The organism is Citrobacter sp. RHBSTW-01044, assembly GCF_013781945.1.
GTDB lineage: Bacteria > Pseudomonadota > Gammaproteobacteria > Enterobacterales > Enterobacteriaceae > Citrobacter > Citrobacter braakii.
Window position 1 is genome coordinate 3585254 of the sequence record NZ_CP056180.1, and the last position, 20243, is coordinate 3605496.

Genomic DNA, 20243 nt, shown 5'->3' on the forward strand with positions numbered 1-20243 from the left:
CGCTGACAAAAGTTTGGTTCAGGGATGCCTGTAGTCAGCAATTTATCCAGACCTGCCGCAACAGAAATGGAATGGAAAAGGATGCACAGTGCAAAACGCCGGGACCGCTATCGCCGTATACGAAACGCTAACTGTAGCTGGCAATTTCCCCACTGTACCTCACAGGTATTTGACCGGATCGAGTATCTGGCGCAAAAACTCGAATACACCTTACCGGACGGCACTATATCTCAGGCGATAATTACGACAGACTACTATCTGGCCTATGCGCTGAGTCGACATTTATTCTCAGGTACTCGCACGGCGATCTTCCAGAGCGTTGAATCGACTTTGCTCAGCATGCAAGAGCCGGTAATTAGCCAGTTAGTGATTGACATTGAAAGCTTAACAACCCCTTATTTCGATATACTTGAAAGCCTGCGCCAGCTAATTAAGAAGCATAATAACATCCAAATCTTCATAATGCTTTCCAGTCGCGATGAAGACCTCACTAGATTTATTTCACTGTCCGGTCCATTTTATATCTTGCCACGCAATTTGCGCCTCCCCGAGATGCGCCAGGCCTTATTATCTCCGGTTCTTAACTATATTCATTCCAGGCGTATAAATCAGTTCGACTGGGAGCTGATTACCTTACTATTACAGGGTAACTCCTTAAAAAAGATTGCATTGTTACAGGCACAACCCTACCACCGCATCATCTATCGCCTGAACCAGTTGATTACGCGCCTTGGATTACCCAGCAGGCAGCGCTTTTTGCATCTGATACACCGCCTCAACGTTACCTCTCCCCATTTAATTTAACACCATAACTCATTGTGCTATAAGATTTTTTAGGAAATTACTTATTTTTAAATAAGAAAACAGATCTAATTTTTACAAATATTTAATATTTACAACTATTCCTGGTATTATGCCTGGAGCCACTCCCACACTTAACCTTACTGATCCTGTGCATTTCAATAAAAAATAGTCCTATTGCAGCCTTAACAAAACCTAAACAATTGGTTTATTGTGTCGTTTTTACTGTTTAAAAAAAATTTTCAATCTGCCATAATTCGAACCACAGATAAATAATACCAATAGTCATTAACACATCTGGATCTTTCAGAATATCCTAACTGACATTAACAACCAGGATGTTGTAAGTCTTTTCCGAATGAGCAGAGCAGGTATAATCCCCACAGTTTCCTGATTAATTGTTAGTTTTCCCGGTGTGAAATGGATTTTCCACAAATTCATTGTTCTGCAGAAGAACAACCGAATAAACAAGGATGAAATAATATTTATTCGGCTCTCCCTCAGAACAATTCTTGGCTATTTGACAATATTATAACGCCTGATGTTTTATCAAATTCGCAAGATACGCAAACAGTTTGAGGCATACAACAATGAAACCAGCATCCGTTATCATTATGGACGAACACCCTATTGTCAGAATGTCGATAGAAGTACTACTCGAGAAAAACAGTAATATTCAGGTAGTGTTGAAAACCGATGACAGCCGTACGGCAATAGAACATCTGCGCACGTACCCTGTCGATCTTGTCATCCTGGATATTGAACTGCCTGGTTCTGATGGGTTTACATTACTCAAAAGAATAAAGTCATTGCAGGAGAAAACTCGGGTACTGTTTCTGTCCTCAAAATCCGAGTCGTTTTATGCCGGGCGTGCTATCCGGGCCGGTGCAAATGGGTTTGTCAGTAAACGAAAGGATCTCAATGATATCTACAATGCGGTAAAAATGATTTTATCGGGATATTCCTTTTTTCCTTCGGATACCCTTAATTTCATTAACAATATAAATGCACAAAAAGGCGTCTTACATGACATGCCGCTCTCTAACCGTGAAGTTACCGTTTTGCGTTATCTGGCAAACGGGCTATCCAATAAGGAAATTGCTGAGCAGTTGTTACTCAGCAATAAAACGATTAGCGCTCACAAGGCTAATATCTACTCCAAGCTCGGGTTGCACACCATCGTTGAGCTGATCGATTACGCAAAAATGCATGAATTAATGTAATAACACTCCCGGCGAGATTTCGTTCGGGAGTGTTTTGTTAGCGCATTGATTAGTTATAGTTAATCATGAACGTGGCATCAGCCCTGGCAATGCCAGGCTGAACCCCAGCAGCTAACGCGATATAGTTTGCGAAAAAGGTCAGCGTGGCGTTGCCGTTCTCATCAATCCCCACCGTCTGACTGGCCTGCTCGAGCGGCAATCGCGTACGGTCGCTGTCGTGCAGTTCGATCGCCACCTTTTGCGCCATCACCGCGTCATCAAGCGCCAGCAACGTCGTGCCCGGGGCCGGAGTTCCGGAAAACGTTATCGAAGCGGAACCCGGCGGGCAGCCTTCTAGCTTCAGCGTAAACGCGACCGGTTGAGTGGTATCTCCGCTGGTCTGAAGCTGCTTTGTCGGCCAGGTGCCTAGCTCCACAGACTTATTGCTGTCGCCGGCAATTACCGCGCAGGTAAAGTCCACCACGTTACCGCGCAGTTCAATATTGATTTCCCCCAGTGACGAAGCGGCGTGGCACAACGAGCTGAATGTCAGCAGGCACACCATTGCCAGAAGTGTCCCTGCGGCTGACGTTTGTTTGTTAGTCATAATCCACTCGCAGATAGCCACGGGCTGTAAAAGGTCCTTCGGTAGGCTTATTGCCCGTCACGCTAACCGGCCATGTTCGGATCCCCACGCGTGCCGCGGCGTTATCATCCAGTTGAAACGGGATAGTGCTGGACAGATTATTGGGCGTCAGCGGTTTACCGCTGCTGTCGGCGACAATAAAACCTAAATCGGGATTGTCAGATACCATCATTTGCCCGGTGGCTTTCTCGGCCTCTACACGCATGGTTAAGTAGGCCTGTGCAGCGACGTTGGTGCATTTTATCGCTACCGTTTTGGTCTGCGGATTGATGCCTTCAGGCCGGTTTCCCGCTCCTGCCTTGCTAAACAGCGATGCGCCAATATCACCAAAATCAAACTCGACAATCTGCCCGGCGTTTACTTCGCAGTTTTGTGGAACCTCCACCTTGCCGCTGTAGCTGATGGTATAAACCGGTACGCTTAGCGCATCTCCGGTACTGGTCGTGACATAGACGCTGAACATCGTCTGCCGCGGAATCGGCACCATGTTAATAAACGGGCGGATCACTTTGAGCTTAAACACCAGCTTTGAATCCATCACGCCAAAAGGCTGCTGCTTAGGTACGTTAGGGTGAGTCCCCATGCGAATGTAATTACGCGGGGGATAAAATAACCCGGCATAGCTATCGGTTATGCTCATGGCCCCCAGCAGGTAGTCATTGAGCTTCAGATACTGGAATCCGCCTTCGGTACTTTGAACCGGAAGTTCAGTGACATAGCTTCGATAGGTGTAATTTACCGTTGTCCCGGCCGGACAGGTGGCATTCACGCCAACCCAGCCAGATTTTTCCGGTAACGTCACCACCTGTCCCGGCTGGTTGTTACTACTGTTGAAGACATTCGACAGATCGTAAAAAACATCCGTTGGCGTGCCATTCGAGTTTTGGCAGACCGTCGCCCAGGACGAATGGGCCATCAGCAGTAAAGCGCTTCCCAGTAACAAACCCGTTTGTCGTTTCATCGTATTATTCCTGTCGTGCTGACGGAGATTCGCACGTCACGTTCGTGAGCGTTACCGCTTGTTTCAGGCTCTCCTCTGGCAAGGCATAGCGCGCCACGCAGCGCGCGTTTGCGCCTTCCCCCCATTGGATCAACAACTCGCCTTTTAGCGGCAGGCCGCTCAGGTAGATTTGCCCGTCTTCACCCACCATGCTGGTCACGCCGCTGGTGTTTTCACGCACGACGGAGCCAAACGGCACTGGTTTACCGGCATGTTTGGCGGTAATCAGCGCCCGCACACCGATTCGTGTATCAAACGCCGCCCGCACCAGCGCTCCTTGCGTTGGCACTACGCTACTGACGTTATTCTCCACATCGGTATTGTTGTTCATGGAATTGGTGTCTAACGCGACGCGGTTATAGCGATAGACGGTGGCATACGGCATCACCGCGTATCCGCGCCAGTCGGTTTGAACGCCGGTCTGGTTCTCTATCCTTACACCCTGCGCGCCCGGCGCTTTAATCAGCACGTTGGTATCGCCCAGAGGCTGACTGAGCGTAATGCCGTCCGCATGCCCCACCACGCCGCCGGAGAGCTGCCAGTTGTAGTCATGCTGGTCACGGTCGTAGTTGTAACCCACGCCCAGCGTACCGTAGGCCGCCTGCCAGTTGGCGCTGGCGTTTCCGCTATAGCCATTGGTGCTGCTGTGCCCCTGATTCACGCTGTAGCTCAGGTTGCGCCCATCCAGCAACGTACCGCCGATCCCGCTCTGCCAACTGTTCTGTCCGTTGCTATTACGGTTGGCATTAAAGGTGGCGTAGGTGCGATCGAGGGCGTTATCACGCGAGTAACGCCGTCCGCTCAGCAGGCTGAACGGTACAGACATATTGAACGCCAGAATACGGTCGGTGTCGGAGATGCCAACCGATTCATTCCACGACCAGGAGAGTGAATAGCTAATCCCCTGCCAGCCGCTGGCATAACCCAGTTGATACCAGGTATTGGTGTCTGAAGTATTCCAGTACGTCTGCTGACTACCCGAGATATACAGCGATCCGTAATCCCCCAGATTCTGCGAAATGTTGATCTGGAAACGGCCCTTTTTGCTGTAGCTCAGGTTGTGGTAACTCGTCACATTGGGCACGTCGTGGCGATTGCCCTCACTGTCGTATTCGTACTCATAGCCTTCCATACTGCGATACGCCACATCGTCGAGGGTATAGAAGCCACGCGTTGAGTAGCGATACCCCAACAGCTGGAAGTTAGTGCCAAAATTGTTCAGCGATTTCGCATACAAGAAACGCAAAGACTGCCCCTGGTGCGTACTGTCATCCGCCAGTTGGCTGCGCGCATGGGTGAGATCGACAGAAACCGCCCCCCAGTCCCCCAGGTTTCGACCGGTGCCTAAAACCACCGCGGTGTAACGTGAGGCCAACTGCGTACCACCGTATGCGGTATAGCCCTCTGGTAACCCGGCAATTAATGTTCCCTGGAAAAAGAACGGTGAAGATTGCTGGCTATTGCCGCTGCGAAAATCCCCGGCGACAACGTCATATTTGAAACGCCCTTCTCGCTGTAATAAGGGAACGGTGGAGTACGGCACCGTATAGCGTTGCTGGCTGCCGTCCTTCTCATCCACCGTGACCTCAAGATCACCGCTGGATGACGTTGGGTTGAGATCGGTTATCGAGAAAGCGCCGGGTGAAACATAGCTTTGATAAATCACATAGCCATTCTGACGAATGGTCAGTTTCGCTGCGGTACGCGCAATGCCGCGAACGGTAGGCGCGTAGCCCTGTAAGCTGTCGGGATACATACTGTCTGAGGAATAGAGCCGCGCACCGCGAAACCCGACGCTGTCAAAAACGTCGTTGCCAGTGTTGCTGTCGCCCATCACCAGTTCGCCCTTCAGCGGGACAATTGCGCGCTGAAGCCATGTACCGATGTTTTTCCAGCTTTGTGAGTGGTATCCGTCGCCCTTGGAGTAGCTCCACGCACCGTTGTTTCTCAGCCGCCAGGGGCCATAGTTCAGACCACTGAGCATACTGAGGAAATAGCTGTCAGTATCACTGCCACGGCTGCCGGTAAAGCTGTAGTTAACCAGCGCGGCCGGGATCCCTTCATCCCACTCTTCCGGTGGAATATAGCCGCGCGCGCTGTTTAACATTGACGCCTGTGGCAGGCTGACGTTTAAGCGCAGGGTAGAAAAATCAAACGCAATCTCGCTGCCAGGAATCGCCTCAGGTAGATTGATACAGGTATCGTTCGGATCCTTACTGAGTGCCGGAAACGCGGCGATATTGACGCCAAGGCGCTTCACCCAGTCGAGTCCAAAGCACGGCATCAGCCCACCGGACTTCTCCCCGGCTTTTGCCGCACTGGTAGTAAAACGAATATCCTGAGTGGCAACAAACTCATCGTTGCGCCAGATATCCACGCGATAAACGCCTTCAGGCTGGTGATTGCCTTTTTCAAAACGTGATAAATCCGCCACGGTTGCCGTATCCGCAGATAAAAAGGCCGGATTAAAATAGCTTTCCCCATAGCTTAGAGAGGGAAAGAGCGCCGCCAGCGTGGACAACGCCACCCCCGCCAGCGGTGGCGTAACCCCCGGTAACAGGCCAGGAAAATACGTTGTCTTATTCATCGTTATCTCAACGCACACTAACCGTTTTAGCCGGGGTCACAGCGCCATAATCATTGACCGTCTGGAACGTGACGTTGCCCTGAACGCCCGTGGGTAGCAGGACCTGCGCATCGCTTTTCGGCGCAACCATCACGTTATCGACCTTCGTTTTCCCCACATTGAGATTGACCAACGTGACGTAATACGCTGACGGATTGTTGATCTTCAGGTGGTTGCCGGAGCGGGAAAAGGTCAGCATTCCTGGTGCATCTTCCGGGATTTGCGGCAGATTATTCGGACGAACGAAAAGTTTGATGCGTGACAGAATCGCCAGTTGCAGAACGTTTTTGCCCTCAAGGCTGTTTTTATTGACTGACGGAATGGCTTTGACGTTCATCCAGAACAGCGACTCACGGTCTTTGGGCAGCGGTTCACCGGCATAGATGATACGCAGCGTGTTTTCGCTTTTGGGTTCACTAACAAACAGCGGAGGCGTAACCACAAACGATTTTTCTTTAGCGCCTGCGCTATTCTCAATCCATGAATTTACCAGGTAACGTTCTTTGGTATCGCTATTGCTAATAGACAGGGACGTTTGTTTGGCATCGGCCGGATAAATAACGCGAGTGGCGCCTAATGCAATGCCTCCGGCAGCCTGAACACTGGCAGCAGAAAATAAGGCCAGTAAAAGGATAAAACCTGATTTTAGATAATTAAACATAGCTAAAAATACCTTTGATGCGATTATCGTTGGGAAATAAATCAGGGATAAACCAACGTAAACCACACGTCTGAGCGAAGCGTTCCCGGCGTTATATTTTCCGAGACAGCCCGATAGCGGGCAGTGAAATGAAACGTCATCTCTTGCGTTATAATCGGCACATAATGAAGCGGCAGGGCATTCGGTATAATTTGCCGTTGGCGCTCGTCAAATAACGCCAGGCCAATCCCCGAAGCCGCAGACGCATCGCCGCTGGCAAGAAAAACCTGCGGATCTTCCGCTGGCGTCACGCCCGCAAACGCAATCCCAACATGGTCATAAACATCGGAGCTGCACGACGTTAAGCGCAGTGAAAACGGTACGCTGGTAGAGGCGAAGCTTCCCGTCCCAGAGAAAGCATTGGTGCGATACTGCCCCATTTGCACCCGCATATCCTGACTGTCAGTGGCGACCGTACAGGCGCCGTTGACGAGCTGCCCCCGTAAGTGGACGCGGCCACTTTCCAGTATTACCGTATGTGAAAGCACAGGCATTACGCACAGCATTCCCGCCAGCGCCACGCCTTTCCCTATCATCTGCCGCATCCTTCATCATCCCCGGATATTGCCTCATCCATTGAGGCGAACGTCATCCTTGCGCAAATCAAAACGGCTTATTCGTACTTCATGATGAATGTCGCGTCGGCATTTGCCTGACCCGGCGTTGCGCTTGCGGCAGTGGCTTTGTAACGCGCAGAGAAACGCAGGGTGTTGGTCCCTTCTACCAGCGCCTGAGCGGTAGAGAAGGTTGCGCCATCCGGCTTCAGCGCGGTGGACGTATTGTCCAGAATTTCAATCCCAACACCGCCTGCAGTGGTACCGTTGTCTGCAGAAGTGACAGCCAGCAGGTTGTTATTGGTATTATCGGACTGGCCAGAGAAAGCAACGGCTGCGGTTGCGGCAACGTTCGGGTCACAGTCGTTCAGCACGATAGAGAACGGAATTTGTGCTGTAGTGTCACCCACTGCGGCAAAACTGGCAGTACGATACTGGCCTAACGTCACAACCTGATCGGATGACTGAGTACTGACTGCACAGGCTGCATTGACCAGTTCACCTTCAAAATGCACAGTACCGCCGCTAACGCTTACCGGATCGGCTGCAACCGCTGCACCGGCGACTAACATCAGGCTGGCAATAACAGAAGAGGTCATTAATTTACGTTTCATGGATTTCCCTTGAATTACACACATCCGGCTCCGGCATCCTGCGGGATCCGTTTGAATCATTATCGACATTAAATGTCAGGCTAATTATCTCTGCATCCTGTAAAGATATATATCGCATGAGAATTAGCTAACCTTTTACCCCAACTCTCCTGAGTATTTGATTCACTAATTATTCCTCGCGAATATGACTATTCGTCACAGCGATAAATTAAACATTTCAATTAATGAAAAATACCTGCAAATCCTTTTAATGACCCTGGCTAATTCTTAATGGGACCCAGGAAAAATCTGGGTGGGAATGAGGTAAAATCCCTCATAATTAACCGTAACAGACTGGTTTGTGGCGCATTACCCCTGAATATACCAGGGTGATGAGTTGTTTCATTCACGTTAATTTTAATTAGCATGCTCATTAATTATCCGTAAGGCTTAAGCCTCTGTACTGACCCCATTCGCAGATCGTGACGCCCCCTGGCGCACGTAAAAATGCAAACGAAAACTGACAGCACGTCTCGCTTCTGACAAAATAGCGGCATCCCCTTCGATTTAACGTAACAGACGGAATCCTCTCTCTGATGGCAGCAAAGATTATTGACGGTAAAACGATTGCGCAGCAGGTGCGCTCTGAGGTTGCTCAAAAAGTTCAGGCGCGTTTAGCGGCTGGATTACGCGCCCCAGGCCTGGCTGTTGTGCTGGTAGGTAGCAACCCGGCTTCGCAGATTTATGTCGCGAGTAAACGCAAAGCCTGTGATGAGGTGGGGTTTGTCTCCCGCTCCTATGACCTGCCTGAAACCACCAGCGAGGCGGAGCTGCTCGAGCTGATCGATACGCTCAATGCAGATACCACCATCGACGGTATTCTGGTCCAACTGCCGTTACCTGCGGGTATCGACAACGTTAAAGTTCTCGAGCGTATTGCGCCGGATAAAGACGTTGACGGTTTCCACCCGTATAACGTTGGTCGCCTGTGCCAGCGTGCGCCGCGCCTGCGCCCGTGTACTCCGCGCGGTATTGTGACTCTGCTTGAGCGTTACAATATCGACACCTACGGTCTGAATGCGGTCGTTATTGGCGCGTCGAATATTGTTGGCCGCCCGATGAGCATGGAGCTGCTGCTGGCTGGCTGCACCACCACCGTCACCCACCGGTTCACCAAAGATCTGCGTCGCCATGTAGAGCATGCAGACCTGCTGATTGTTGCCGTCGGCAAACCTGGCTTTATTCCCGGCGAGTGGATCAAAGAAGGTGCGATTGTGATTGATGTCGGCATCAACCGTCTGGAGAATGGTAAGGTTGTTGGCGATGTGGTCTTTGAAGATGCTGCCGCACGCGCGTCATATATCACGCCGGTACCCGGCGGCGTAGGCCCAATGACGGTCGCCACACTTATCGAAAACACGCTGCAGGCGTGTGTTGAATATCATGATGTAAAGGACGTTTAAGATGGCCACATTTTCACTGGGTAAACACCCACACGTTGAACTCTGCGATTTACTGAAGCTGGAAGGCTGGAGCGAAAGCGGCGCCCAGGCAAAAATTGCTATTGGCGAAGGGTTAGTGAAGGTCGATGGTGCTGTAGAAACGCGTAAACGCTGCAAAATCGTTGCCGGACAGACCGTCAGCTTTGAAGGCCACAGCATTAACGTCGTGGCGTGATCCCAGGTGCCGGATGAGGTTAACCCCTGTCCGGCCACTTCCTCACTCCTTTTCAGATAATGACTTCATCACCACTTCACAGTGAACTGTTAGCATGTTGTTTTTCCACACGAAGCGATCATCATGCCAACAATCGTTACCCACGCTGCCGTTCCACTCTGTTTAGGATTAGGTCTCGGGCGTAAAGTCATCCCCCCGCAATTACTGTTTACTGGCGTCATTCTGGCTATGTTGCCGGATGCCGACGTACTATCGTTTAAGCTTGGCGTCGCCTACGGCAACGTGTTTGGTCACCGCGGTTTTACCCATTCGCTGCTGTTCGCCTTCGTGGTGCCGCTGCTCGGCGTATGGATGGGTCGACGATGGTTTAAGGCAGGCTTAATTCGCTGCTGGCTATTCCTGACGGTTTCACTGCTGTCGCACAGCCTGTTGGATTCGGTCACCACTGGCGGCAAAGGCGTCGGCTGGCTGTGGCCGTGGTCGGATGAACGCTTCTTTGCACCGTGGCAGGTGATTAAAGTCGCCCCGTTTGCGCTATCACGCTACGCCACACCATACGGGCACCAGGTGATAATTTCGGAGTTGATATGGGTATGGCTACCGGGAGTTATGATGATGGGTGTGCTGTGGTGGTATCGGAAATATTAATTTGCCGGATACGACAAGCGTCTTATCCGACCGACATTCGTACATTGATTGCCGGACAGGGCGCGAGCCGCCATCCGGCAATCAATATCATTACTTACGGCGCCAGGTAGTGCCCTGCGGGCCATCTTCCAGCACGATACCCATCTCATTGAGACGGTCACGCGCGGCGTCAGCTGCCGCCCAGTCTTTGGCTTTACGGGCATCCAGACGCTGCTGGATTAACGCTTCAATTTCAGCAACTTCACCGTCATCCGCCTGCGCACCGCTTTGCAGGAATGCTTCGGGCTCCTGTTCCAGCAGGCCCAGCACGCTGGAAAGCTTACGCAGATGCGAAGCCATACCGTTAGCCACCGCCATATCTTCACCCTTCAGGCGGTTAACCTCACGCGCCATATCAAACAGCACGGAGTAGGCTTCCGGCGTATTGAAGTCATCGTCCATCGCTTCAATGAAGCGTGCTTCAAAGGCTTCGCCACCGGCTGGGGCAACGGACTTATCGGTGCCGCGCAGCGCGGTATACAGACGCTCCAGTGCAGAGCGCGCCTGCTTCAGGTTCTCTTCGCTGTAGTTTAACTGGCTACGGTAATGACCAGACATCAGGAAGTAGCGAATGGTTTCGGCGTCGTAGTATTTCAGCACGTCACGCACGGTAAAGAAGTTGCCCAACGATTTGGACATTTTCTCCCGGTCAACCATCACCATCCCGGAGTGCATCCAGTAATTAACGTATTCACCGTCATGCGCACAGGTGGACTGAGCGATTTCGTTTTCATGGTGCGGGAACATCAGATCCGAACCACCGCCATGAATATCAAAATGGTTGCCCAACTGTTTGCAGTTCATCGCCGAACATTCGATGTGCCAGCCAGGACGACCCGCGCCCCACGGAGACGGCCAGCTCGGCTCGCCTTCTTTGGACATTTTCCACAGCACGAAGTCCATCGGGTTGCGCTTCACATCAACCACATCAACGCGTGCGCCCGCCTGCAGCTGATCCAGATCCTGGCGTGACAGCTGACCATAGTTCGGGTCAGTCGGCACGTCGAACATCACGTCGCCGTTATCAGCGACATAAGCGTGACCTTTGGCAATCAGCTGTTCAGTGATTTCAATAATCTCAGCGATATGGTGCGTAGCGCGCGGCTCCAGATCCGGGCGCAGAATATTCAGCGCGTCGAAATCGCTATGCATTTCCGCGATCATTCTGTCGACCAACGCCACAAAGCTCTCACCGTTTTCATTCGCGCGCTTGATGATTTTGTCATCGATATCAGTAATATTGCGCACATACTTCAGCTTATAGCCGAGGAAGCGCAAATAGCGCGCGACAACGTCGAAAGAAACGAAGGTACGTCCGTGGCCAATATGACAGAGATCGTAAACGGTAATACCACACACGTACATGCCGACTTCCCCGGCATGAATAGGTTTGAATTCCTCTTTTTGGCGCGTCAGTGTATTAAAGATTTTTAACATCGAAGATTCCGTGTAGACGTGTGTGGATAGTAAAGTCTGTATAATACCCATAATTTAGACCGGAAGCAGCACACTTTGCGAGGTGATCGCAGCTTGCGGTTATGCTATAACACACCCCTAACTCTGACCCTTCACGGGGTCGAAGCACCAATCTATCGGAACAGGATGCAAAAATGGTTACTTTCCACACTAATCACGGCGATATCGTAATCAAAACGTTTGATGATAAAGCGCCTGAAACAGTTAAAAACTTCCTGGACTACTGCCGCGAAGGTTTTTACAACAACACCATTTTCCACCGTGTTATTAACGGTTTCATGATCCAGGGCGGCGGTTTCGAACCGGGCATGAAGCAAAAAGCCACGAAAGAAGCGATCAAAAACGAAGCGAACAACGGCCTGAAAAACACCCGTGGTACGCTGGCGATGGCGCGTACTCAGGCTCCGCACTCCGCAACCGCACAGTTCTTCATCAACGTTGCAGACAACGACTTCCTGAACTTCTCCGGCGAAAGCATGCAGGGTTGGGGTTATTGCGTGTTTGCCGAGGTTGTTGAAGGCATGGACGTGGTTGATAAAATCAAAGGCGTTTCCACTGGTCGCAGCGGTATGCACCAGGATGTGCCAAAAGAAGACGTCATCATCGAAAACGTGACCGTCAGCGAGTAATCGTGACGACACTGTTTATTGCAGATCTTCACCTCTGCACAGAAGAACCGGCGATCACCGCCGGTTTTCTGCGTTTTTTAGCCGGTGATGCACGAAAAGCTGATGCACTGTACATTCTCGGCGACCTGTTTGAAGCCTGGATTGGCGACGACGACCCAACCCCACTGCATCATGAAATAGCCGCGGCGATAAAATCACTGGTTGATTCCGGCGTTCCCTGCTTTTTTATTCACGGCAACCGAGATTTTCTGCTCGGCAAACGTTTTGCCCGTGAAAGCGGCATGAGCTTGCTGCCTGAGAAAAAAGTACTCAACCTGTATGGCCGCAAGGTATTGATCATGCATGGCGACACTTTGTGTACAGACGATGCAGGCTATCAGGCGTTTCGCGCCAAAGTACATCAACCCTGGCTACAGAAGCTGTTCCTCTCCCTACCTCTGTTCGTTCGCCAACGTATCGCCGCGAAAATGCGCGCCAACAGCAAAGCGGCCAACAGCAGCAAGTCACTGGCGATCATGGATGTGAATCCGCAGGCCGTCATCACCGAGATGGAAAAGCATCAGGTCCAGTGGTTAATTCACGGCCACACCCACCGCCCGGCAGTCCACGAACTTACGGCCAATGAGCAACCCGCTTTCCGCGTGGTATTAGGCGCATGGCACACCGAAGGGTCGATGATCAAAGTCACGCCAAATGACGTTGAACTGATCGCATTTCCGTTTTAATTCCGCAGATATCCAGTTCCTCTTTACACAAAACTCATTGAGATGTAGCCAACTACAGAGGCTGCCTGAAGGGTGAAGTGTAAAGCGCGCAATCGTTTTCCTTGACGGCGAATTATGCTATTCTCTGTGGCCTCAAAAGTCGAGTGTAGTGCATCACAGGAGTTTTCAGACGCATGTCTTCCCGCAATAACCCGGCGCGTGTCGCCATCGTGATGGGGTCCAAAAGCGACTGGGCTACCATGCAGTTCGCCGCCGAAATCTTCGAAATTCTGAACGTGCCGCATCATGTTGAAGTCGTCTCCGCCCACCGCACCCCTGACAAGCTGTTTAGCTTCGCCGAACGCGCAGAAGAGAACGGCTATCAGGTGATCATTGCCGGTGCGGGTGGCGCTGCACATCTGCCGGGCATGATTGCGGCTAAAACGCTGGTGCCTGTTTTAGGCGTCCCGGTGCAAAGCGCGGCGCTGAGCGGCGTAGATAGCCTTTACTCCATCGTACAGATGCCGCGCGGTATTCCGGTCGGAACGCTGGCTATCGGCAAAGCGGGCGCGGCAAATGCGGCCCTGCTGGCAGCACAAATTCTGGCAACACACGACAAAGCATTACACCAGCGTCTGAACGACTGGCGCAAAGTACAAACCGACGAGGTGCTGGAGAATCCGGACCCGCGAGGTGCGGCATGAAGCAGGTCTGCGTACTCGGTAACGGTCAGTTAGGGCGCATGCTGCGCCAGGCCGGTGAGCCGCTGGGCATTGCGGTCTGGCCCGTCGGGCTGGATGCCGAACCAGCAGCGGTCCCTTTTCAGCAAAGCGTGATCACCGCTGAGATTGAGCGCTGGCCGGAAACGGCGCTCACCCGCGAGCTCGCGCGCCATCCGGCATTTGTCAACCGCGACGTTTTCCCAATTATTGCCGACCGTCTGACGCAAAAGCAGCTTTTTGACAAGCTCGGCCTGGCAACTGCGCCGTGGCAGTTGCTGGCAGATAAAAGCGAATGGCCTGCAGTATTCGACAAACTCGGTGAGTTGGCGATCGTGAAACGTCGCGTCGGCGGCTACGACGGTCGTGGGCAGTGGCGTTTGCGCGCAAATGAAACCGGACAACTGCCGGACGACTGCTACGGCGAGTGCATCGTTGAGCAGGGAATCAACTTCTCTGGTGAAGTCTCACTGGTTGGCGCTCGTGCGCACGACGGTAGCACCGTCTTCTATCCGCTGACCCATAACCTGCACCAGGACGGCATTCTGCGCACCAGCGTGGTCTTCCCGCAGGCTAACGGCAAACAGCAGAAACAGGCCGAAGCGATGCTCTCTGCCATCATGCAGGAGCTGGGCTATGTCGGCGTGATGGCGATGGAATGTTTCATCACCCCGGAAGGTCTGCTGATTAACGAACTGGCTCCACGCGTGCACAACAGCGGGCACTGGACGCAAAACGGTGCCAGCATCAGCCAGTTTGAGCTGCACCTGCGAGCCATTACCAACCTGCCGTTACCCACGCCGGTAGTGAACACTCCTTCGGTGATGGTAAATCTGATTGGTAGCGACCTGAACTATGACTGGCTGAAGCTGCCGCTGGTGCATCTGCACTGGTATGACAAAGAGGTGCGTGAAGGGCGTAAAGTGGGACACCTGAACCTGAGCGACAGCGATACCGCGCGTCTTAGCGCGACGCTGGAAGCGCTTATCCCCCTGCTGCCGCCGGAATATGCCAGCGGTATTATCTGGGCGCAGTCAACGCTGAAATAAGCCATTAATGCCGGGGATTTGATTTTATCCTTCCCCGGCCCCTCCTCTGGCGCGTAAAATCCCCTCCATTGCTGTTTTTGTATTTTCAGGATCACACATGAACGATGGAACGGACTATCGCGCAATTTTGCTCGCTGGTACGCCTATAATCGATGTACGCGCCCCCGTCGAATTTCTGCAAGGCGCAATGCCGGGCGCAATCAACCTTCCCCTAATGAACGATGACGAACGTGCCGCCGTGGGTACCTGTTATAAACGTCAGGGACCCGAGGCAGCCCTCACGCTCGGCCATCAACTGGTCTGCGGCGAGACTCGCCAACAACGTATGAAGGCCTGGCTGGATGCCTGTCGTCAAAATCCTGCGGGCTATTTATGCTGCGCGCGCGGCGGTCAGCGTTCGCACATTGTGCAGCAGTGGCTGCTCGAGTCCGGGATTGACTACCCGCTGATACACGGCGGCTACAAAGCCCTGCGTCAGGCGGCGATTCAGCTGACGGAAGAATTAGTGCAAAAGCCGATCGTCTTAATTGGCGGCTGTACCGGGAACGGTAAAACGCAGCTGGTGCAACAGCAGCCGAACGGCGTGGATCTCGAAGGTCTGGCGCACCATCGCGGTTCCTCGTTTGGTCGCACCGTTGAACCGCAGTTGAGTCAGGCGAGTTTTGAAAACCTGCTGGCGGTCGAAATGCTCAGAACCGACAGCCGTCAGGATCTGCGTCTGTGGGTACTGGAAGATGAAGGCCGCATGATCGGGGCTAATCATCTGCCCGAATGCCTGCGCGAACGCATGGCCCAGGCATCTATTGCAGTGGTGGACGATCCTTTTGAGCGTCGTCTGGAGCGACTGCGTGAAGAGTATTTCGTGCGGATGCACCACGATTTTACCCATGCTTATGGCGAGAGTCAGGGCTGGCAGGAGTATAGCGAGTATCTGCACCACGGCCTGTTTGCTATTCGCCGCCGTCTGGGTTTACAACGTTTTGCCGAGCTGACCGCCCTGCTCGACGTGGCTCTGCGCGAACAGCAAGCGACGGGCAGTACCGACGCCCATATGGGCTGGCTGGTACCGTTGCTCAACGAGTATTACGACCCGATGTATCGTTATCAACTGGAAAAGAAAGCCGCGAAAGTCGTCTTTCGCGGCACATGGCAGGACGTTGCCGACTGGCTTAACGCACAGTGATCAGTGTCTGTCGCGCTTATCCGCGCGTTTCGCCAGCCAGTCGCCCAGCACCTGAACGACCTGCACCAGAATAATCAGCGCCACCACGGTGACGATCATGACCTGGGTTTCATAGCGGTAATAACCAAAGCGAATCGCCAGGTCGCCTACCCCACCGCCGCCAACGATTCCGGCCATCGCGGAGTAACCGATCAGACTCACCAGCGTTATCGTCAACCCACGCAGCAGACCCGCGCTCGCTTCAGGTAACAGAACGGTGCAGATGATGCGCATCGGGCTGGCGCCAAAGGCTTCCGCCGCTTCAATAATGCCTTTATCGACTTCGCGCAGTGCGCTGTCGACCAGACGGGCATAAAAAGCGATTGCCGCCACCGAGAGCGGAACCGACGCCGCAATCGGCCCAATGGTATTTCCGAGTAAAAACTGTGTGAGCGGCAGCAGCAGCACCAGCAGGATCACAAACGGCACCGAACGGATGATATTCACCAGCACGGAGCTGAGCAGATACACAAAACGGTTTTGCCAGAATAAATGCCGGTCGGTGACGAAAATAAGAAAACCGAGCGGCAGACCGCCAATAATCGCCAGCACCGTAGAGATACTTAGCATCTGAAAGGTTTCATTAAACGCCAGCGTCAAATCAGGCAATAAATCATCCACGAATCACCTCCACCTGTGCCGTGCGTTGACGAATATGTTCCACGGCGACATCCACCGCAGAAGGGTTATGCGGCGCGGTCAGTTGCACCACCAGAATCCCCAGCGCACGCTCGCCGATATATTCAATTTTGCCGTGCAGAATGTTCACCGCCACACCAAATTTAACCGCGACTTCTGACAACACTGGCTGTTCCGCCGAATCGCCGATGAACAGAATTTTCAGCAACTGGCCAGGCAAATGCTGGCGCAAGCGTTCGGGTAGCGTCAGATTGAGGGTATGCGACACCAGTTGCTGCGTGAAAGCGTGCTGCGGGTGAGCAAAAACGTCAAACACCTCACCGGACTCCACCACCTTGCCGCCGGACATCACCGCCACACGATCGCAAATCGATTTGATCACGTTCATCTCGTGAGTGATCAGCACGATCGTGATCCCCATTTGTTGGTTGATCTGCTTAAGCAATGCCAGAATAGTGGCCGACGTTTCCAGATCCAGCGCAGAGGTCGGTTCATCACACAGCAGCACATCCGGGTGATTGGCAATCGCACGGGCAATACCAACGCGCTGCTTTTGCCCGCCGCTGAGCTGCACAGGAAAGCGGTTCGCCTTGTCAGACAGCCCCACCAGCGTCAGGATTTCGCTGACGCGTGGGCCAATTTTACTGCGCTCCCATCCGGCAGCCTTCAGGCTGAAAGCGACGTTTTGCGCCACGGTACGGGTATGCATCAGATTAAAATGCTGAAAAATCATCCCAATACGCTGACGGGCTTTACGTAGTTGCGCCCCTTCCAGCGCGGAAATTTCTACGCCGTTAACCTTTACGCTTCCCAGGCTTGGTCGCGTTAAGGCGTTCAGGGTGCGCAGCAGCGTACTTTTCCCCGCGCCGCTGGTCCCGACAATGCCAAATATCTCACCTGCGCCTATGCGCAAGCTGACGTCATCAACCGCCCGGGTTGATGGTCCACGGCCTGCGCTAAAATCCACGCAAACCTTTTCTATCTCAATCATAGCCACCTCAGAAATGCGAAAAGGGCAGTCGCCGCTGCCCCTGTTAACCTTGTGCGCAGCGATTATTGGGCTGCCGACATCCATTCCGGTTTCTGGAAGGCGCTGTAAATATTTTGCGGATCGTCGATCACCGCGCGATACGCCGGAGATTTCACCGCCGCCACAATATCTTTCGCGAACGGTTTATCTGCATCTTCACTGCGTACCGCTATGATATTTTTCAGATTTTCGTCAAGATGCTCTTGCTTGATGGCACTGGCGAGATCCAGTTTCGCCGCCACGGCAAAGTTACCGTTGACCAGCGCGCCGGTCACACCGTCCAGGGTACGCGGCAGTTGTGCCGCTTCCAGCGGTTTAAACACCAGCCCTTTCGGGTTGCTGGCGATATCGCGCTCAGAGGCTTTAGTCGGATCGATAGTGTCTTTGATGGTAATAAGGCCAATAGACTGCAGGAAACGCAGACCGCGAGCCAGGTTGGTTGGATCATTGGAAAGCGTGATCACATCCCCTTTTTTTAACTCATCCAGGCTTTTGATTTTATGTGAGTAAAAACCCATCCCGGCCGTCGGAACCACAATCAGCTTGCTCAGCTTCAGTCCTTTATCAGCGGTGAATTTGTCAAAGTAGAGCGAGTGCTGGAACAAGTTGGCATCAATACTGCCGTTGGAAAGCGCCATGTTCGGCTGCACGTAGTCGCTGAATTCGCGCACCACTACCTTATAGCCTTTCTCTTTCAGCGTAGGGGCAATGGCCTGTTTCACCATATCGCCGTACGGACCAGGTGCGACGCCAAACACGATGGTATGCGGGTCACTGTTCGCATGAGCAAGTTGTAATCCACAGGCCAGTAACAGCGCTCCGGTCGCGACGCGTAAACTCTGACGCAATCCCATAATTTCTCCATTTTAACGTTGTGGTGTCATGTCTCACGCCGTTCTTGCGGCGTTGTTCTTGTTGGCCTGTTAACAGGCTGATTGTTAACATGACACAGATCACAACCTGCTGTCCTTGAAATTATTTCATGATGTTGCGGGATATGTCGTTGAATGTACGTTGAAGGTACTAATGTGTTTTTCAGCAAAGGATAGTAAAAAACCGGATAACCTTCTGGTTACCCGGTTTTGGCAGGGAAATTGACTTAGAAGTCGTAACGCAGACGAACCAGGTTCATATCACCCAGATTGTCGGTGCTGGAGGTGAAGACGTGTTCGTAATCCACACGGAAACCGTAGTCCAGCTGGAAGCTGATACCCACACCATTGTCGGTACGCAGGTAGTTACGACCATTCACGTATTCAATACGGTCGCCCATAACGTAGGGTTGAACGGATTTCAGCGCATACTGACCAACCGGGAAGGTGTAACCCGCGAAGTATTCCAGACCCCAGGCATCACCGGCAAAGTAATCGTTAACGGAGACTTTTTTGGTGGTCATGAAGTTTTGATACCAACCGCCGCCCATCGAGAAGGTCCAGTTGTCCGGTTTCCAGCTCAGCGCGGTACCGACGATGTTTTGATCGTAGGTTTTGCTGGTGTCGCCACGCATTTCCGCGCGGGTGTAGTTCCACGCCGTACCCCAGGTCAGGTCATCGGTGATGTGATAATCCACACCCAGCGAGCCACCGCCTTTACGCTTGTAGCGCAGACCGTTGTTCGGGTTGTAATCATCGCTGAACAGATAAGACGCGTAGAGATCAACATCGCCAACCGTTTTCTTATACTTCAGTGATTTACGCGTACGATAGGAACCGTCATAGTCGCCATTGATACCGTTACCTGGTGCCTGACCGATCATGTCGTAGTCCCAGATATCCGTTTTCGCACCAACCACATCATAGTAAATGCTGTTCTGTTGACCGAAGGTCAGCGTACCCCAGGTCGCGCTCTTCAGACCGGTGTACAACATACGACGCGTGGTATCGTTGGCGCCGTTAGCATAGTGATTATCCCAGTTGAACATTGCCGGGAAGTTTACGCCCAGCTCGTAATAACTCACCCAGCTGATGTCATCAAACAGATAGTAATCAGCGGCGAAGCGAAAACGCGTCCCACCGTCGAAGCCATTACGCTTGTAGCCATTCTTACCATCGTCACCAGCCATATTCTGGAACTGCGGACGAATACTCCCGCCGACGGTGAAGTTAAGACGGCTCAGCGGGTTGCCCGCCTGTGGATCTTGTTTCAGGACCGTGATTTCCGCCTGGGAGGCGAACGTCGTTAATGCCACTGCTGCGCCGATCGATACCGCCAGCGCCGTTTTTTTTATAGTCATTATTTGTACCTTGATAGATAGCCTGCCAATTATTCAGCATACAAATATTAACGTTT

General features: G+C 52.4%; 21 protein-coding genes. 10 read left to right on the top strand and 11 right to left on the bottom strand.

What is annotated here, in order from left to right; translation table 11 throughout:
• Positions 1-81: 81 nt before the first annotated feature.
• Complete coding sequence (locus HV352_RS17430; protein ID WP_101700640.1) at positions 82-804, top strand: fimbriae Y protein; 723 nt, start codon at positions 82-84, stop codon at positions 802-804.
• 587 nt (positions 805-1391) lie between these two features.
• Positions 1392-2024, top strand: a complete 633-nt coding sequence (fimZ, locus tag HV352_RS17435; protein ID WP_016152131.1) for a fimbria biosynthesis transcriptional regulator FimZ — start codon at positions 1392-1394, stop codon at positions 2022-2024.
• Between the two features lie 49 nt (positions 2025-2073).
• Here the strand turns inward: fimZ and sfmF are convergent, their stop codons facing one another.
• The 6 genes from sfmF to fimA all read right to left on the bottom strand — a co-directional run bounded on the left by sfmF (position 2074) and on the right by fimA (position 8143).
• On the bottom strand, positions 2074-2610 hold the full coding sequence (sfmF, locus tag HV352_RS17440; RefSeq protein WP_109018107.1) for a fimbria assembly protein: 537 nt from the start codon (positions 2608-2610) through the stop codon (positions 2074-2076).
• Positions 2603-3565 (bottom strand): type 1 fimbria D-mannose specific adhesin FimH, encoded by a 963-nt coding sequence (gene fimH / locus HV352_RS17445; protein WP_230851701.1) that lies wholly within the window; start codon positions 3563-3565, stop codon positions 2603-2605. The genes sfmF and fimH overlap by 8 nt, the downstream gene beginning before the upstream one ends.
• A gap of 49 nt (positions 3566-3614) precedes the next feature.
• Positions 3615-6236, bottom strand: coding sequence for a fimbrial biogenesis usher protein (locus HV352_RS17450; protein ID WP_047416798.1), 2622 nt, complete (start codon positions 6234-6236; stop codon positions 3615-3617).
• 7 nt (positions 6237-6243) lie between these two features.
• Complete coding sequence (gene fimC / locus HV352_RS17455) at positions 6244-6936, bottom strand: type 1 fimbria chaperone FimC (protein ID WP_016152127.1); 693 nt, start codon at positions 6934-6936, stop codon at positions 6244-6246.
• Between the two features lie 41 nt (positions 6937-6977).
• Complete coding sequence (fimI, locus tag HV352_RS17460) at positions 6978-7511, bottom strand: type 1 fimbrial protein subunit FimI (protein ID WP_019076203.1); 534 nt, start codon at positions 7509-7511, stop codon at positions 6978-6980.
• Between the two features lie 77 nt (positions 7512-7588).
• Positions 7589-8143 (bottom strand): type 1 fimbrial major subunit FimA, encoded by a 555-nt coding sequence (fimA, locus tag HV352_RS17465; protein ID WP_019076202.1) that lies wholly within the window; start codon positions 8141-8143, stop codon positions 7589-7591.
• 575 nt (positions 8144-8718) lie between these two features.
• Here fimA and folD point away from each other — a divergent pair.
• The 3 genes from folD to HV352_RS17480 all read left to right on the top strand — a co-directional run bounded on the left by folD (position 8719) and on the right by HV352_RS17480 (position 10447).
• Entirely contained in the window at positions 8719-9585 is an 867-nt protein-coding gene (gene folD / locus HV352_RS17470; RefSeq protein WP_003021887.1) for a bifunctional methylenetetrahydrofolate dehydrogenase/methenyltetrahydrofolate cyclohydrolase FolD, read from the top strand.
• Between the two features lies 1 nt (position 9586).
• Positions 9587-9799 carry a ribosome-associated protein YbcJ gene (gene ybcJ, locus HV352_RS17475; protein WP_016152124.1) on the top strand — a complete coding sequence of 71 codons (213 nt, stop codon included), beginning with the start codon at positions 9587-9589 and terminating at the stop codon, positions 9797-9799.
• A gap of 123 nt (positions 9800-9922) precedes the next feature.
• A complete protein-coding gene (locus HV352_RS17480) occupies positions 9923-10447 on the top strand; it encodes a metal-dependent hydrolase (RefSeq protein WP_019076201.1) in 525 nt (174 codons plus the stop codon).
• 90 nt (positions 10448-10537) lie between these two features.
• Here HV352_RS17480 and cysS read toward each other — a convergent pair whose 3' ends face one another.
• Positions 10538-11923 carry a cysteine--tRNA ligase gene (gene cysS, locus HV352_RS17485; protein ID WP_075846834.1) on the bottom strand — a complete coding sequence of 462 codons (1386 nt, stop codon included), beginning with the start codon at positions 11921-11923 and terminating at the stop codon, positions 10538-10540.
• Positions 11924-12096: 173 nt separating this feature from the next.
• Here cysS and ppiB point away from each other — a divergent pair, with 173 nt between their 5' ends.
• The 5 genes from ppiB (at position 12097) to mnmH (ending at position 16246) form a co-directional block, all read left to right on the top strand.
• Positions 12097-12591, top strand: coding sequence for a peptidylprolyl isomerase B (gene ppiB / locus HV352_RS17490; RefSeq protein ID WP_003021875.1), 495 nt, complete (start codon positions 12097-12099; stop codon positions 12589-12591).
• A 2-nt stretch (positions 12592-12593) separates the two neighbouring features.
• A complete protein-coding gene (gene lpxH, locus HV352_RS17495) occupies positions 12594-13316 on the top strand; it encodes a UDP-2,3-diacylglucosamine diphosphatase (protein WP_103283569.1) in 723 nt (240 codons plus the stop codon).
• A 173-nt stretch (positions 13317-13489) separates the two neighbouring features.
• Positions 13490-13999 (top strand): 5-(carboxyamino)imidazole ribonucleotide mutase, encoded by a 510-nt coding sequence (gene purE / locus HV352_RS17500; protein ID WP_181634938.1) that lies wholly within the window; start codon positions 13490-13492, stop codon positions 13997-13999.
• Complete coding sequence (gene purK, locus HV352_RS17505; protein ID WP_181634939.1) at positions 13996-15063, top strand: 5-(carboxyamino)imidazole ribonucleotide synthase; 1068 nt, start codon at positions 13996-13998, stop codon at positions 15061-15063. The genes purE and purK overlap by 4 nt, the downstream gene beginning before the upstream one ends.
• A gap of 97 nt (positions 15064-15160) precedes the next feature.
• Entirely contained in the window at positions 15161-16246 is a 1086-nt protein-coding gene (gene mnmH, locus HV352_RS17510) for a tRNA 2-selenouridine(34) synthase MnmH (RefSeq protein WP_075846828.1), read from the top strand.
• On the opposite strand, the gene HV352_RS17515 is transcribed toward mnmH, so the two are convergent.
• The 4 genes from HV352_RS17515 to HV352_RS17530 form a co-directional block, all read right to left on the bottom strand.
• Positions 16247-16906 (bottom strand): methionine ABC transporter permease, encoded by a 660-nt coding sequence (locus HV352_RS17515; RefSeq protein WP_003831085.1) that lies wholly within the window; start codon positions 16904-16906, stop codon positions 16247-16249.
• Positions 16899-17915 (bottom strand): virulence-associated ABC transporter ATP-binding protein SfbB, encoded by a 1017-nt coding sequence (gene sfbB, locus HV352_RS17520; protein WP_029139443.1) that lies wholly within the window; start codon positions 17913-17915, stop codon positions 16899-16901. The genes HV352_RS17515 and sfbB overlap by 8 nt, the downstream gene beginning before the upstream one ends.
• 62 nt (positions 17916-17977) lie before the next feature.
• Entirely contained in the window at positions 17978-18808 is an 831-nt protein-coding gene (locus tag HV352_RS17525) for a MetQ/NlpA family ABC transporter substrate-binding protein (protein ID WP_016152116.1), read from the bottom strand.
• Positions 18809-19053: 245 nt separating this feature from the next.
• Complete coding sequence (locus HV352_RS17530) at positions 19054-20187, bottom strand: porin (protein WP_016152115.1); 1134 nt, start codon at positions 20185-20187, stop codon at positions 19054-19056.
• Positions 20188-20243: the final 56 nt, after the last annotated feature.